14 protein-coding genes are annotated in these 14,444 nt (G+C 75.6%); 8 read left to right on the top strand and 6 right to left on the bottom strand.

Annotation, left to right across the window (positions count from 1 at the left end; genetic code table 11):
- Positions 1-165 precede the first annotated feature (165 nt).
- On the bottom strand, positions 166-1,317 hold the full coding sequence (locus tag ABQ292_RS01270; protein WP_369202425.1) for a PucR family transcriptional regulator: 1,152 nt from the start codon (positions 1,315-1,317) through the stop codon (positions 166-168).
- Between the two features lie 125 nt (positions 1,318-1,442).
- Between ABQ292_RS01270 and ureA the strand changes: the two genes are divergently transcribed.
- Genes ureA through ABQ292_RS01250 form a run of 4 tightly spaced genes read left to right on the top strand, consistent with a single transcriptional unit; the run spans position 1,443 to position 5,990 of the window.
- A complete protein-coding gene (gene ureA, locus ABQ292_RS01265) occupies positions 1,443-2,021 on the top strand; it encodes an urease subunit gamma (protein WP_369202423.1) in 579 nt (192 codons plus the stop codon).
- Positions 2,018-3,706, top strand: coding sequence for an urease subunit alpha (locus ABQ292_RS01260; protein ID WP_369202421.1), 1,689 nt, complete (start codon positions 2,018-2,020; stop codon positions 3,704-3,706). The genes ureA and ABQ292_RS01260 overlap by 4 nt, the downstream gene beginning before the upstream one ends.
- Before the next feature lie 11 nt (positions 3,707-3,717).
- Entirely contained in the window at positions 3,718-5,391 is a 1,674-nt protein-coding gene (locus tag ABQ292_RS01255; RefSeq protein WP_369202419.1) for an amidohydrolase, read from the top strand.
- Positions 5,388-5,990: an MFS transporter gene (locus ABQ292_RS01250; RefSeq protein ID WP_369202417.1), complete on the top strand. Its 603-nt coding sequence runs from the start codon at positions 5,388-5,390 to the stop codon at positions 5,988-5,990. The genes ABQ292_RS01255 and ABQ292_RS01250 overlap by 4 nt, the downstream gene beginning before the upstream one ends.
- 92 nt (positions 5,991-6,082) lie before the next feature.
- On the opposite strand, the gene ABQ292_RS01245 is transcribed toward ABQ292_RS01250, so the two are convergent.
- The 5 genes from ABQ292_RS01245 to ABQ292_RS01225 all read right to left on the bottom strand — a co-directional run bounded on the left by ABQ292_RS01245 (position 6,083) and on the right by ABQ292_RS01225 (position 11,087).
- Positions 6,083-7,228 (bottom strand): iron-containing alcohol dehydrogenase, encoded by a 1,146-nt coding sequence (locus ABQ292_RS01245; protein WP_369202415.1) that lies wholly within the window; start codon positions 7,226-7,228, stop codon positions 6,083-6,085.
- Positions 7,229-7,281: 53 nt separating this feature from the next.
- Positions 7,282-8,238 (bottom strand): DUF808 domain-containing protein, encoded by a 957-nt coding sequence (locus ABQ292_RS01240; protein ID WP_369202413.1) that lies wholly within the window; start codon positions 8,236-8,238, stop codon positions 7,282-7,284.
- Between the two features lie 98 nt (positions 8,239-8,336).
- On the bottom strand, positions 8,337-9,083 hold the full coding sequence (locus ABQ292_RS01235) for an HpcH/HpaI aldolase family protein (protein WP_369202411.1): 747 nt from the start codon (positions 9,081-9,083) through the stop codon (positions 8,337-8,339).
- A 22-nt stretch (positions 9,084-9,105) separates the two neighbouring features.
- Positions 9,106-10,320, bottom strand: a complete 1,215-nt coding sequence (serA, locus tag ABQ292_RS01230) for a phosphoglycerate dehydrogenase (RefSeq protein WP_369202409.1) — start codon at positions 10,318-10,320, stop codon at positions 9,106-9,108.
- A gap of 200 nt (positions 10,321-10,520) precedes the next feature.
- On the bottom strand, positions 10,521-11,087 hold the full coding sequence (locus tag ABQ292_RS01225) for a hypothetical protein (RefSeq protein WP_369202407.1): 567 nt from the start codon (positions 11,085-11,087) through the stop codon (positions 10,521-10,523).
- 86 nt (positions 11,088-11,173) lie between these two features.
- Between ABQ292_RS01225 and ABQ292_RS01220 the strand changes: the two genes are divergently transcribed.
- The 4 genes from ABQ292_RS01220 (at position 11,174) to ABQ292_RS01205 (ending at position 14,441) form a co-directional block, all read left to right on the top strand.
- Entirely contained in the window at positions 11,174-11,476 is a 303-nt protein-coding gene (locus ABQ292_RS01220) for an antibiotic biosynthesis monooxygenase family protein (RefSeq protein WP_369202405.1), read from the top strand.
- Positions 11,477-11,522: 46 nt separating this feature from the next.
- Positions 11,523-12,863: a glycerophosphodiester phosphodiesterase gene (locus tag ABQ292_RS01215; RefSeq protein ID WP_369202403.1), complete on the top strand. Its 1,341-nt coding sequence runs from the start codon at positions 11,523-11,525 to the stop codon at positions 12,861-12,863.
- A complete protein-coding gene (locus ABQ292_RS01210) occupies positions 12,860-13,033 on the top strand; it encodes a hypothetical protein (RefSeq protein ID WP_369202401.1) in 174 nt (57 codons plus the stop codon). Before ABQ292_RS01215 ends, ABQ292_RS01210 begins: the two co-directional genes overlap by 4 nt.
- Before the next feature lie 355 nt (positions 13,034-13,388).
- Positions 13,389-14,441, top strand: coding sequence for a protein kinase domain-containing protein (locus ABQ292_RS01205; protein WP_369202399.1), 1,053 nt, complete (start codon positions 13,389-13,391; stop codon positions 14,439-14,441).
- Positions 14,442-14,444 lie beyond the last annotated feature (3 nt).

The following is a 14,444-nucleotide window of genomic DNA, read 5'->3' as shown; positions in this document are numbered from 1 at the left end:
CCCGTCGTCGCCGACGTCGCTCCACACCCCCGCTCCCGTCCCCAGGAGCGTCACGGCGGCGGTCCACCACCGGGAGCGTCCACGCCAGCGGTCAGGTGGCCCTGTGTCGGCGCGCGGGGAGCGGCGCGACCACCGGCGGAGCCGGCGCCAGCGGCGGGGCGGGCGTCAGCGGCGGCAGGCGAGCGCCACCAGGACCACCGCGGAGTCGTCCGGGAGCGTCGGGTCGTACCCGGTGAGCTCGCGGAACCGGTTCAGGCGGTTCAGCACGGTGTTGCGGTGGCAGTACAGGCGCCGCGCGGTCGCGGCCACCGAACCGCCGGCGGCGTGGGTCAGCACGGTCTCCACCAGCCGCTCGCGCTCGTACTCACCGATGACGTCCAAGCCCCCCAGGACGGCGTCGCCGACCAGCGGCACCGCCTCGTCCCCCAGCCGGCGCGCCACCAGGCGCGGCCACACCTGCCGCAGCGTGACGGCGTGGTCGGTCGCCGGGTCCATCGCGGCGGCCAGCTGGCAGGTCAGCCGCACCACGGCGGGGACCCGGGCCAGACCGCGCGCGACCGGCCCGACGGCACACGGGACACCACCCAGCCACTCGGGGACCTCCCCGCTGCTGCCCCGGGGCAGTTCCGCGACGAGCACGATCGCGCCGTCGTGGTGCTGGACGTGGTGGGCCCCTGCGCCGTGGCGCGACGCCACGGCGGCCACGAGCGCGTGCTCGGCCTCGTGGCGCGCCACCGCCACCCCGAAGGCGGAGTCGGCATCGACGCTCAGCGACGTCGCCACGTGCGCCACGAGCTGCCGGTCGGCGCCGTCGGAGGACAGCAGCCGGGCGACGAGGAGGGACCGCTCGCGCTCGTGGGCCCGCGCCAGGACCGCCAGCTCGTCCAGGTAGCCGATGTGCGCCTGCACGGTGTGCTGCTCCACGGCCTCCCACACCCGCACGGCCCCGGCCGTCAGCGCCGGCAGGTCCGCATCGCCGGCCCGGGCGAGCAGGGCGGCCCACAGCACCGTGAAGTCCATCCGCACCGCGCGCAGCAGCTCCTCCAGCGGCACACCGCTGCGTGCCCGCCGGCGCCCCAGCTCGGCGGAGAGCCGGTGCAGCCGGTCGGGCACCACCAGGCCCCCGACCAGCCGCAGGAGCAGCTCGAACGAGGCGCGGGCCGTCTCGGCCAGGTCCTGCGGCTCCACCCGGCCCGCGTACCCCTCGAAGCCGGCGACCTCCGCGGCGTAGGCCTCGGCCAGCTCGTCGACGTCCTCCAGGCACTCCCGGGCCAGCATCGGGAGCCGATCGGCCGGGTCCGAGCCGGGCGTGGGCACCCGCTCATTGTGCAACTGCCCATCCGGAGGGCCCAGGTCGCTGCACTTCGGCGATTGTCCGGCGGCGGGCACGGGAGCAGCGTGGTGTCGGACACACAGCGACCGCACGGACTCCGGAGGCGCCGGTGCACGTCACCCCCCGCGAGCAGGAGCGCCTGTTGCTGTTCACGGCCGCCGAGCTCGCCCGCCGTCGCCTCGCCCGGGGCGCCCGCCTGGGGGCGACCGAGGCGATCGCACTGGTCTGCGACGAGGTGCTGGAGATGGCGTGGGACGGCGTCCCCTTCGAGGAGGTCGTCCGGCGCGCCCGGAGCGTGGTGGCGGCCGATCAGGTGCTGCCCGGCGTGCCGAACACCGTGCCCAGCCTGCAGGTCGAGGCCCTCTTCCCCCACGGCACGTCCCTGGTGCACGTCGACGAGCCGTTCGGCCCCGCCGACCCGACCGGGCCGGGCGCCGTCCTCGCGCAGGACGGCGACGTCGAGCTGGCTCCCGGACGTCCGCGGCACGAGGTCGAGGTGACCAACCGCGGCGAGCGCCCGGTCTGGGTCTCCTCCCACTTCCCGCTCGAGGACGTCAACGCGGCGCTGCAGCTCGACCGCGAGGCGGTCCGGGGTTTCCGGCTGGACCTGCCCGCCGGCGTCAGCCTGGAGTTCACCCCGGGCACCACTCGCACAGTCCCCGTGGTGGCCCGAGGGGGTCGGCGGTGAACCGCATCCCGCGCGCGCGGTACGCCCGCCTCTACGGCCCCACGACCGGCGACCTGCTCCGCCTGGGCGACACCGACCTGTGGGTGCGCATCGACGCTGACGACACCGAGCCCGGCGACGAGCTGCTCGGGGGCTGCGGCAAGACCGCCCGCGACGGGCTGCTCGTGACCGACCGCGCGCCCCGGGACAGCGCGCTGGACATGGTGGTCCTCGGCGTCGTGGTCCTCGACCCCCTGCTCGGGGTGCGCAAGACCAGCATCGGCATCAAGGACGGTCGCGTCGTCGGCACCGGCCGGGCCGGCAACCCCGACACCACCGACGGCGTCGAGCTGGTCGTGGACTCCCACACGGCGATGATCACCGGGGAGGGCCTCATCGCCACCCCCGGCATCGTCGACTCCCACGTGCACCTGTCCAGCCCCGAGGTCGCCCCCGCGGCCCTGGCCGCCGGGGTGACCTCGCTGGTGGGCATGGGCATCGGCGGCGTCTGGGACGTCGGCGCCAACCCCGCGGCGAACCTGCACACCCTGATCGAGGGCTGGCGGGACACCCCGCTGAACGTGGCGTTCCTCGCCCGGGGCTCCACCTCGTCCACCGAGCTGCTCGAACGAGCCGTACTGGCCGGGTCCGGCGGCTTCAAGATCCACGAGGACTGGGGAGCGACCCCGCGCATCGTCGACACCTGCCTGGCCGTGGCCGAGGACGCCGACCTGCCCGTGGCCCTGCACACGGACACGCTCAACGAGTCCGGCGCCCTGGCCGACACCCTGGACGCCACCCGGGGCCGCACCGTGCACGCCTACCACGTCGAGGGCGGCGGTGGGCACCCCGACCTGCTGCAGGTGGTGAGCGAGCCACACGTCCTCACCTCGTCGACCACCCCGACGCTGCCGCTGACCGGCGCCTCCGTCGACGAGCTGCTGCCCATGACCCTGACGGTCCACCGCGGCCACGCGGCACTCGACAGCGACGTCTCCATCGCCGGCAGCCGCGTGCGCGAGCACGGCATCGCCGCCGAGAACGCCCTGCACGACCTGGGAGCGATCAGCATCGTGAACTCCGACTCGATGGGCATGGGCCGGATCGCCGAGACCGCACGGCGCACCTGGCAGCTGGCCCACGTGCAGGCGCACCTGGCCGGCCAGGCCGGGCCGGGTCACGTCAACAACGAGCGCGTGCTGCGCTACCTGGCGAAGATCACGGTCAACCCCGCCATCGCGCACGGCATGGCCCACGAGGTGGGCTCCCTCGCCGCCGGGCGGCTCGCGGACGTCGTGCTGTGGCACCCGGCCACCTTCGGCACCGCACCGGAGCTCGTCCTGAAGTCCGGTTTCGTCGCCTGGGGCACCTCGGGCTCGGGCTCGGGCTCCACGCGGCTGACCCAGCCGCGCGTGGTGCGGCCCTACTTCGGCGGCCTCGGGTCCGCCCCGCGCCGGCTGTCGCGGGTCTTCGTCTCCGAGCAGTGCCTCGCCGACACCGGCGCCCGCAGGTCGCTGCCCGCCGGCGTGCGCTATGCCGCCGTCCGGGCCAGTCGCGGGCTGACCAGCGCGGACATGGTCGCCAACACCGCCCTGCCCGCGGTGGCCGTGCCGACGGAACCCGGGCCCGTCCTCGTCGACGGGCGTCCGGTGCCCGTGCACCGCGCGGCGGAGCTGCCGCTGACCCGCCTGCACCACCTGGCCTGAGGGGAGCGACCGTGCTCGACCTGCTGCTGCGCGACGTGCGCGTGATCACCGTCGACGACGCCCGCCCCACGGCATCCGCCGTCGGCGTCCTCGGCGGCCGCATCGTGGGCCTCGACGAGGACGTGGCGGACCTGCCGGCGCGCACGGTCGTCGACGGTGACGGCGCCGTCGTCGTCCCCGGGTTCGGGGACGCGCACAACCACATGGCGTGGTTCGGGCAGTCGCTGGGCGAGATCGACCTGTCCGCCGCGGCCACCCTGACCGCGGTCGGGGAGGCCGTGGCCGCGGGGTCGGCCGCCCTGCCCCCCGACGCCTGGGTCGTCGGCTCCGGCTACGACGACACGGTCCTCGGCAGCCACCCCGACCGGCACCTGCTGGACCGGGCGGCCGGGGGACGGTCGGTGTGGCTCAAGCACCGCTCGGGCCACATGAGCGTCGTCAGCAGCGAGGTGCTGCGGCGCTGCGGCGTCCTGGACGGCCGCGCCGACGCTCCGGACGGCGGCGTCGTCGTCCGCGACGGGTCCGGGCAGCCCACCGGCCTGCTGCAGGAGCGCGCGCAGCAGCTCGTCGACACCCTCGTGAAGCCCTATCCGGTGGACGAGGTCGCGACCGCGCTCGGCCGGGCGAGCGCGGTGTACGCCGCGGAGGGGCTGACCCACGTCGTCGAGGCCGGCATCGGCCTGGGCCTGCTCGGCCGCAGTCCGGTCGAGGCCGCCGCCTACCTCCTCGCCCGGGAGCGGGGTCTGCTGCTCACCCGCGTCGAGCTGATGGTGGCCAGCGACAGCCTGCACCCCCTCCGGGCGCACCCCCGCGACGGCATCGACGTGGGGCTGGACCTCGGGCTGCGCACCGGCTTCGGGGACGACCGGCTGCGGCTGGGCCCCATGAAGATCTGGCTCGACGGCTCCCTCATCGGCCGGACGGCCGCCCTCTCCGAGCCCTTCTGCGACCACGGGACGGCGGTGTTCCAGGACGACCCGGACCAGATGCGCCGCCGCGTGGTCGACGCGCACCGCGCCGGGTGGCGGGTGGCCGCGCACGCCATCGGCGACGACGCCGTCGAGCTGGCGCTGGACACGTTCGCCGAGGCAGCCCGGCTGCACCCACGCCACGACGTCCGCCACCGCGTCGAGCACGCCGGCCTGGTCCGTCCCGACCAGCTGGCGCGCTTCGCCGAACTGGGCGTGGTGCCGGTCCCACAGCCCCGCTTCCTGCACGCGGTCGGCGACACGATGGCCGCCGCGGTGGGCCCCCGGCGGGCCGACTGGCTGTACCGCCACCGGTCCTTCCTCGACGCCGGGCTCCGCGTGCCCGGCAGCTCCGACCGGCCGGTCGCCCCCGGTGCCCCGCTGCTCGGCATGCAGTCGATGGTCGAGCGCCTGTCCTCCGGCGGCTCGGTGATCGGCGCGGACAAGCGCGTGAGCGCCCACCAGGCGCTGCGCGCCTACACCCTCGACGAGGCATGGGCCAGCCATGACGAGCGGACCCGCGGGAGCGTCAGCCCGGGCAAGGTCGCCGACCTGGCGGTGCTGACCGACGACCCGCTGCGCGTCGACGCCGACCGGATCGGCGCCATCGGGGTCGTGGCGACGCTGCTCGCCGGGACGCCCGTGCACGACACCGGCCTGTTCGCGGGCCGTGACCTCTCCCCCGCCCCCGACCAGCCCCGAGGAGCGCACGCATGAGCGAACCCACCGCCCCGTCGCCCGGAGCGGGGACGAGGTCCCCCCTCGCGCACGCACCCGTGCACGTGAGCGGCCAGGACGCCCGCCGCGTCGCCTTCGCGGCCTTCGTCGGCACGGCCCTGGAGTGGTACGACTACTTCCTGTTCGGCACCGCCGCCGCCCTGGTCTTCAACCGGCTCTACTTCAGCACGCTGGACCCCGCGGCGGCGACGCTCGCGGCTTTCGCCACCTTCGGCGTCGGCTTCGTCGCCCGCCCGGTCGGCGCGGTCGTCTTCGGCGCGGTGGGCGACCGCATCGGCCGCCGTCCCGCCCTGCTGATCACCGTGGTCATGATCGGCGTGGCAACCGGGCTGATCGGCCTGCTGCCCGACTTCGCGGCCATCGGCGTCGCCGCGCCGGCCCTGCTGGTGCTGCTGCGCCTGGCCCAGGGCGTGGCCGTAGGCGGGGAGTGGGGCGGTGCGGTCACCCTCGCCGTCGAGCACGCCCCGCCCGACCAGCGCGGCCGCTACGCCGCCCTGCCGCAGCTGGGGTCGCCGGTGGGCACCCTGATGTCGTCGGGTGCCTTCGCGCGGGTGCGCGACGAGGTGACGGTGGACTGACGTCCTCCCGGGGTGCCAATAGGGCTACAAAGGCACCTCACGGGGGGCCGCTCGTGCCCGCTCGTGCCCGGCGCGCTCGGGCGTCACCGCGGTCACGATGCCGCGTGCAGCACCGCCACGAGCTCCTCCTCGGTGAGCCGCACCGGGTTGCCCTGCATGCTGCTGGAGCGCGCGGCCTTCCCGGCGACCTCGGCGTACTGCGCCGGCTGCAGGCCCACCGCCGCCAGGGACGGCACGTCGAGCGCGGCGACCGTCTCGCGCAGCCAGACCGGCGCGTCCTCGACGGTGGCGTCCTCTCGTCCGGTCAGCAGCCGGGCGACGTCGGCGTAGCGGCGCAGCCCCGGCGAGGCCGGCTCGCGCTCGCGCAGCGCCCGGAGGTTCGCCTCGACCACCGGCGCCAGCAGCGCCGCGCACACCGCGCCGTGCGGAGCGTCGACCATCCCGCCGACGACGCCGGCGACGCCGTGCACCGCCCCGAGCTTCGCGTTGGCCAGCGCGATGCCGCCGAACAGGCTGCACAGCGCCATCTCCTCGCGGGCGACGCGGTCGTCGCCGTGCTCGTAGGCGGGCCGCAGCGCCCGCGCACCACGCCGCAGCCCCTCGGCCGCGACGGCGTCGGTCGCCGGGTTGGCCCGGGGCGAGACGTACGGTTCCAGGCACTGGGTCAGGGCGTCGAGACCGCTGCTCGCCGTCACCGCGGGCGGGCAGGTCAGGGTGAGCAGCGGGTCCACCAGCGCGACCGCCGCCAGCAGGTGCGGGCTGCGGATGCTGGCCTTGATGCCGTGCTCCGGTGAGCCGAGCACGGCGTTGGCGGTCGCCTCCGCACCGGTGCCCGCCGTCGTGGGCACCGCGACGCACGGCACGGCCGGCCGCTCGACGGGCACACCGCGGCCGACGACCTCCAGGTGGTCCAGCGGATCCGTGCCGTTGCCGAGCAGGACCGCGACCGCCTTGCCGAGGTCCAGGACGCTGCCGCCGCCGATCGCGACGACGACGTCGGCGCCGGCCGCCCGCGCCGTGTCGGTCGCCGCCCGCACCTCGTCCACCGTCGGCTCGTGCGCGACGGCCACGACGGCGACCGGGTCGACCCCGCCCAGGAGGGAGCGGTGGCGCGACGGGTCCCTCCCCGTGCACAGCACGACCCTGCGGCCCAGGGCGGGCAGCAGCCCCGCGAGCTCGTCCGCGCGGCCCGGGCCGAACAGCACCCGCCGCGGGACGGCGAGGTCGAACGTGCTCACCGGCCCTCGTCCTGCGGGAGGTGCACGCCGTCCACCACCGCGTGCCGGGCCGGCTAGTGCGACCCGGTCCCGCCCGCGGCGTGGGCCTTGCGCCGGTGCACCGTGAGGTTCACGACGAGCACGATCAGCGCGCCGACGGCGAGCCCGACGAGCGCGCTGGCGAACGTGTTCACCAGCCACCCCACGACCCCGCCGAGGGCTCCGGTGGCCTCGTGCGCCAGCTCCTCCAGGTGGTGCACGACGCCGTACACGGCGTGCAGGCCGAGCTCGTCACTGCCGACCAGCAGGATGTGCCCGCCGACCCACAGCATCGCGGCGGTCCCGACCACGGTGAGGGCGGTCAGCAGCCGCGGCATGCCCTTGACCAGTCCACGGCCGAACGCGGCCACGCCCTTCTTCGACGACTGGGACAGCCGCAGCCCGGCGTCGTCCATCTTCACGATGAGCGCGACGACGCCGTACACCAGGATGGTGATGAGCAGCCCGACGACCGCGAGGATGATCGCCCGGGACCAGAACCGCTCGCTGGCCACCTCGTTCAGCGAGATCACCATGATCTCCGCCGACAGGATGAAGTCGGTGCGGACGGCTCCGGACACGATGGTCTTCTCGTCCGGCATCGCCTCCTCGCCCGCAGCGTGGTCGTCGTGGTGGCCGCTCAGCCGGTGCCACACCTTCTCCGCGCCCTCGTAGCAGAGGTAGGCGCCGCCGATCATGAGGATCGGGGTGAGCAGCCAGGGCAGGAACTGACTGAGCAGCAGGATCGCGGGCAGGATGACGAGCAGCTTGTTGCGCAGCGACCCGATCGCGATGCGCCGGATGATCGGCAGCTCGCGGTCGGCGGACAGGCCGCGCACGTACTGCGGCGTGACGGCCGTGTCGTCGACGACGACGCCGGCGGCCTTCACGCCGGCCCGGCCGGCCGCGGCCCCGACGTCGTCGATGGAGGCGGCTGCTGCGCGCGCCAGCAACGCCACGTCGTCGAACAGTGCTACGAGTCCACCCGCCACGTGACGTCCTCTCGATCGGTCGGCACCCGTGTGCCGTCAGAGTGATGGTGGTCCGTCCGGCCGTTTCGCGCGCGGCCACCGCGCCCGGACCCGGCCGGTCAGGTCCCGTCCTGCCCCGACCGGCCGCGGGCGACGGCGAGGTGGTGCGCCACGACCTCACCCAGGGACACGGCGTCGACGGCGACCGTGACGATCGTCGCGCCCTCGGCGGCGTAGCCGGCGGCCTCCTCGCCGGTGTAGGCGTGCACACCGACCGGCATCCCGGCCGCGCCGGCCCGGGCGACGATCGAGGAGAGGACGCCGCGCAGCTCGGCCCGGCGGTCCGCGCCGGTCAGCTCCAGGGACAGCGAGAGGTCGCCGGGACCGACGTAGACCCCGTCCAGCCCCTCGACGGCGAGGACGGCGTCGAGGTCGGCGAGCGCGGTCGCGGCCTCCACCATCACGACCACCAGCGGCTGCTCGGCCCCGCCGGAGAGCCGCCCGATCGACCGGCTCCCGGCCGGGGCGTAGCGGCAGGCGGTGACGACCTCCCGGGCGTGGTCGGCGTCGCGCACGTTGGGCACGATCACGCCGCGGGCGCCCAGGTCGAGCGGGCGCCCGACGTCGGCGAAGGACGGGCTGCGCGTCCGCACGAGCGGCACCGAGCCCGCCGCGGTGATCGCCGCCGCGGTGCCCGGCAGCTCGGCCTCGGCCGTGGCGCCGTGCTGCAGGTCGACGACCACGAAGTCCGCGCCGGTGCGGGCCAGGACCTCGCCGGTCACCGCACCGGGCAGCAGGCTCCACAGACCGTGGCACGGCTGCCCGGCCGACCACCGCTCCCGCAGGTCGACCTCGCTGGTCGTCATCGAGGACCACTCTCCCCCGCGGTCAGCCGGCCGAGCACGGCAGCAGCGTCAGGCGGACCGTCTCCGGGAGCTCCCCCAGCGCGGCCAGCAGCTCCGGGGGCGGCGTCGCGCTGACGTCGGTCACCGCGTACCCCAGCTCGCCGCGGGTGGCGAGCACCTGGCCGTCCACGTTGAGGCCGTGCTCGCCGACCAGCGCATCGGCGCGCGCGAGGACGCCGGGCACGTTGCGGTGCAGCAACGCGAAGCGGGCCGCCGAGGACCCGTGCAGGGCCACCGTGGGCAGGTTGACGCTCAGCGTCGTCGTCCCGGAGCTGGTGAAGTCGACGAGCTTGCCGGCCACGAACCGCCCGATGTCGTGCTGGGCCTCCTGGGTCGAGCCCCCGACGTGCGGCGTGAGGATGACGTTCGGCAGCCCCCGCAGCACGGAGGCGAACTCGTCCCCCTGCTCCCTCGGCTCGTCGGGGAACACGTCGACGGCCGCGCCCGCGACGTGGCCGCTCAGCACGTGGTCGCGCAGCGCCTCGTGGTCGACGACGAAACCCCGGGACAGGTTGAGGAACAGGCTGCGCCGCGGCATGCGGGCGAACTGCTCGCGGCCGAAGAGCCCGGCGTTGCCGGCCCGTCCGTCGACGTGCAGGGTCACCGTCTCCGAGCGCTCGAGCAGCTCCTCGAGGCTGCCGCAGGCCTGCGCGTTGCCCAGCGCGAGCTTGTCCTCCAGGTCGTAGAACAGCACCCGCATGCCCAGTGCCTCGGCCAGCACGGACAGCTGGCTGCCGATGTTGCCGTAGCCGACGATGCCCAGCGTCCGCCCGCGTATCTCGTGACTGCCGGCCGCGGACTTGTCCCAGGTCCCGGCGTGCAGCGCGCGGTCCCGGTCGACCAGCCGCCGGGCCAGGCAGATGATCTCCGCGATCGCCATCTCCACGACGCTGCGGGTGTTGGAGTAGGGGGCGTTGAACACCGCGACGCCGGCCGCGGCGGCGGCGGCGAGGTCGATCTGGTTGGTGCCGATGCAGAAGGCGCCGACCGCCGCCAGGCCGGGACTGCGGCGCAGCACCTCCGCGGTCACCAGGGTCTTCGACCGGATGCCCAGCAGGTCGACGCCGTCCAGGGCGGCGACGAGGTCCGCCTCGTCCAGGGCTCCGCGCAGCGACTCGGTCTCGTAGCCGGCCGAGCGGAGGAGGTCGGCCGCCACCGGGTCGATGTTCTCCAGCAGCAGGGCTCGGGGCCGGTCCAACGACGTCCTCCTCGTGAGCGGGGCGACCGGCCGCACGAGGTGGTCCCCGGGTCGCCGGCAGTCGGTCGACGGGGCGGCACGCTCGCCGGCCGTGCGGTGGTCCGATGATCGACCATCGCCGTCCGGGGACCACAGTGCCCGGTCCGTCGTGTCCGCGCCCTCCGACGTGCCCGGTCGTCCTCTGGACGACGTGCCCCGGGTCAGGGCGCCCGGGCGTCGGCCAGGAAGCGGGCGACGACCGACACCCACCGCTCCCTCGCCTGCTCGTTGCGCTCGAGGGTCGCCAGGCCGATCTGGGTCACGACCAGCGTCGCCGTCCCGTTCCGCTTCGGCTCACTGGTGACGACGACGGAGGAGCCGTCCCGGGCCCTCGTCCGCCAGGTGATCCGCCGGTCGGTACCGCTGATCCGCAGGCCGGCGTCGTCGACGACCCCCTGTACGGTCTCGTCCCGGCCGGCGAACTCCTGCCACCGCTCCATGAGCTCGGCCGTGCCGAGCCCCGTCGCCCGGCTCACGCTGGTCTGGAAGGTCCCGTCCGGCCGCTGCCCCGGGATCCGGCGGCCGATGTGCTGCTCGTAGGCCACCGTCACCGACTGGGCCCACCAGCCGACCTGCTCGAGGGTGCCGTCCAGTTCCTGGTACACCCGCAGGGCGATCGCCCGGTGGTCGAGGCGCTCGGCGCCGATGTGGTCCATGAACCGCAGCCAGTCGTCCCACGTGCGGCCGGTGGCCCGCTCGACCGGGCCGATCCGGGGGTTGGTCGCCATGGGACGGCATCCTGCCGGGCAGTGCAGGGGGACGGCGGACGGGCGAGACTGGCTCATCAGGTGACCGGCCGGCGTGGGAGCTGTCGATGATGACCGTGGTGACGACCACCCGGCTGCGGCCGGGCGGGGAGGACGAATGGGACGCGGCGGTACGGGCCCGGTTCGAGTCGGCGCGCGACCGGCCGGGCTGGGTCTCGGGACAACTGCTCACCCCGACGGAGGAACCCCGCAGCCGGGTCCTCGTCGGCACCTGGCAGAGCCGGGAGGACTGGGAGGCCTGGCACCACGACCCCGCGTTCCTCGAGCAGCGGTCGACGCTCGAGCGGCTCGAGGAGGAGCCGAGCCGGACGGAGTGGTTCGAGGTCGTCGAGGACGCCCGTCGCGGCTGACCGGCCCGGTCCGCCCGGTGCCGCGCGGGCCGTCCCGGGCCGGCGGGTGACCGCCCACCGCGGCGGGGCACCGGCCCGGACGCCGACCCCGGGGGCAGCGGTCGCCTTCGCCGACCTGGGCCGGCCGTTCGTGATCGCCCACCGCGGCGGGGCCCTGCAGGTCCCCGAGCACACGCTGGAGGGCTACCGGGTCGCGGTGGGCCAGGGCCTGCCGGTCATCGAGCAGGACGTGTCCGTGCTCGCCGACGGCGGCCTCGGGGTCATGCACGACGGGACCGTGGACCGCACGACGACCTCCACCGGCAACGTCGCCGACCACACGTCGGTGTCCTGGAAGCAGCTGGACATCGACGCCTCGGTCACCCTCGGCGGAGGCTGGCCCGACGGGCTGCGCCCCCCGCTGTTCGAGGAAGTGCTCACCGAGTTCGGCAACCGCGTCCTCCTCTGCGCCGAGGCCAAGAGCCGCGACGCGATGGGCCCGATGATCGACGCGCTCGACCGGCGCGGCATCAGCCCGGCGTCGGTGCTGCTGCAGTCCTACGCGCTCGCCGACTGCCGGCTGGCGCGCTCCCGGGGGTGGGACGTCGTCTGGCTGGGCAGCACCGACGTCGCCCGGGCCGCCGCCGAGGGCATCGGCTGGATCGGCCCGGAGGCGGGCAGCGTCACCGAGGCGGTCTGCACGCGGGCGCACGCGGCCGGGATCGAGGTGGCCTGCCACACGGTCAACCGACGGCACCAGCGCGACGCCCTCCTCGCCGACGGCGTGGACGCGGTCTTCTCCGACGACCCGGTTTACGTCGCGGGGGACGCGGGGCGGCGCACGTCGGACCTGTTCGCCCGGCAGGTCTGGCTGCCCGGGATGCTGCCCGACACCGGCCGCGGCCGGTTCCACCCGGACGACTCCTCGTGGGGCTGCGACGCCTCCGACGCCGCCACCTCCACGCTCATGGGCTTCCTGGCACCGCCGGACCCGGCGGCGTTCACCCTGCACCTGGACATCCGCGTGGACGAGGTCCGCGCCGACAGCCGCTCGAGCTGCGGGTGGGTCCTCCTGAGCACCGACGACCACCCGTACCGGCCGTCCCGCCCGTCGCCCGGCGCCCACGGCTACCTCCTCCTCCTGCGGGCAGACGGCGACCTCGAGGTCCGTCGGGTGACCGAGGGGGTGGCCACCACGCTGGCGTCCTCGACGGGGGGACCGGTGCTGCGGGCGGGCGCCTACGTCCCGCTCCGGGTCCGCGTCACCCCCTCGAGCCTCCTGTTCGCCCGCGCGGACACCGACGGCGTGACCGTGACCGTTCCGGACGCCACCCACCGACCCGTGCCCGTCGTCCACCTCGGCAGCGCGTCCGCAGGGGTCCGCTTCAGGAACCTGGTGCTCGCATGACCGACCCCCGCGAACTCCCGGGCCACGGCCCGGCCGACCCCGACGGCTACCTCATCGAGGAGGTCCCCGAGGGCTACCGGTGGACCTGCCGCGCCGACGGCCGCACCGCAGGGCCCTTCCCCAGCCGCGACGCGGCCGTCGACTCCGCCGAGGCGGACGGCACCGCCTGACGCCGGCGGGAACGGCACGGCTGTCCGACGTCGACCGACGAGTGGATGCGTCGGGTGGAGGAGCCACGGATCGCCGACCGGGCGCCGGGCACGACCGTGGGTCCGGGCGCGCACGTCGCCGGGCTCGAGGTCGGGGCGGTGCTCGGGCGGGGCCGGCTGAGCACCGTCCACCGGGCGCGGGACGTGACGACCGGTCCCGAGGTCGCGCTGAAGGTCCTCCCCGCCCCGGCCGCGCCGAGGCGGCCCGGCGCTTCGTCCGGGAGTTCGAGCTCGCCCGGACGCTCGCCCACCCGCACGTCGTCCCGGTGCACGAGCACGGGACGCTCCCGGCAGCACCGGGCCGGGCAGGTGCGCTGTGGCTGACGATGGACCTGCTGGAGGCCGGCACCGCCACCGACCTGGCCCTCCCGACGACGGCGAGCCCGACCTGCCCCGCGTCCTCGCCGTGCTGACGCAGGTGGCCCAGGCGCTCGACCACGCCCACCGCCTCGACGTCGTCCACCGGGACGTCAAGCCCGCCAACGTGCTGCTGCGGACCGCCGACCCCGTCGACGCGGCCCTGGGCGACTTCGGGATCGCCCAGTTCCTCGACGAGGCCGCTCCCCTGGCTCCGCGCGGCCGCGTCGCGGGCTCGGTCCCGTACGCCTCGCCCGAGGTCCTGCGGGCGCACCGGCTCACGCCCGCCACCGACGTCTACTCCCTGACCTGCACTCCCGCGCTCGATGTCGATGAACGGCAGCGCCCCCCGGTTCACCGGCGGATGTCGGGCAACGGCGTGCCCTACGGCGGCATCCTGCTGACCGCCCTCGTCACGCTGTTCGGCGTCGCGCTGAACGCGTTCAACCCCGGCCAGGCCTTCGAGATCGTGCTCAACATGTCGGCCCTGGGTGCCCGCCGTGGCCCGCGAGCGGGTCGGCTCCACCGGCGACCACCCGGTGGTGGCCAACCCGCCGCTGGGTGGCAGCACCGCGTCGCACCGGCGCGAGGACACCTGACCGACCGCACCGATCGCCCGAACAGGCGTGGCTCCCGGCGGGGGTCCCGGCGGGGGACTCCCGCTCCCCCGGGCGCCGGCGGGGTCGCCGCCCGGACCCAGCGGCGTGGCCGACGTCCTCGTGCGTCCGCGTCGGTCCCACGACCGGCGGCGGGGTGCCACACTCGTCCCCTCCTCGGGGCGTGGCCGAGCAGCGGGCCGACGGACGAGGCGGAGCTCCTCCGGCGGTGGCCGACGGTCGCCGGCGCCGATGACGTCCTCCTCGCTGCCGGGGTCTCCCGCCCCGCGCAGCCCAGCGAGGCACCCGGGGTGGTGGGGTCCGTGGGTCGGGTCGCGCACCCGACCGTCCGGGCGCGGTCGGCTCCGGCCACCGGGGACGCGCTCCACCCGTCGCCGGAGAGGTCCGGGCCCTGAGGA

It is taken from the genome of Geodermatophilus maliterrae, assembly GCF_041018925.1.
GTDB lineage: Bacteria > Actinomycetota > Actinomycetes > Mycobacteriales > Geodermatophilaceae > Geodermatophilus > Geodermatophilus maliterrae.
Note: the sequence above shows the minus strand (reverse complement) of the source record. Positions and strands in the feature narration are given on the sequence as shown.

What these genes read in the sequence shown, in the direction of transcription:
- ABQ292_RS01235 (WP_369202411.1), bottom strand. Translation starts at nt 9,083, where the DNA reads ATGACGACCAGCGAGGTCGACCTGCGGGAGCGGTGGTCGGCCGGGCAG.
- ABQ292_RS01210 (WP_369202401.1), top strand. Translation starts at nt 12,860, where the DNA reads ATGACCGACCCCCGCGAACTCCCGGGCCACGGCCCGGCCGACCCCGAC.
- ABQ292_RS01250 (WP_369202417.1), top strand. Translation starts at nt 5,388, where the DNA reads ATGAGCGAACCCACCGCCCCGTCGCCCGGAGCGGGGACGAGGTCCCCC.
- ABQ292_RS01225 (WP_369202407.1), bottom strand. Translation starts at nt 11,087, where the DNA reads ATGGCGACCAACCCCCGGATCGGCCCGGTCGAGCGGGCCACCGGCCGC.
- ABQ292_RS01220 (WP_369202405.1), top strand. Translation starts at nt 11,174, where the DNA reads ATGATGACCGTGGTGACGACCACCCGGCTGCGGCCGGGCGGGGAGGAC.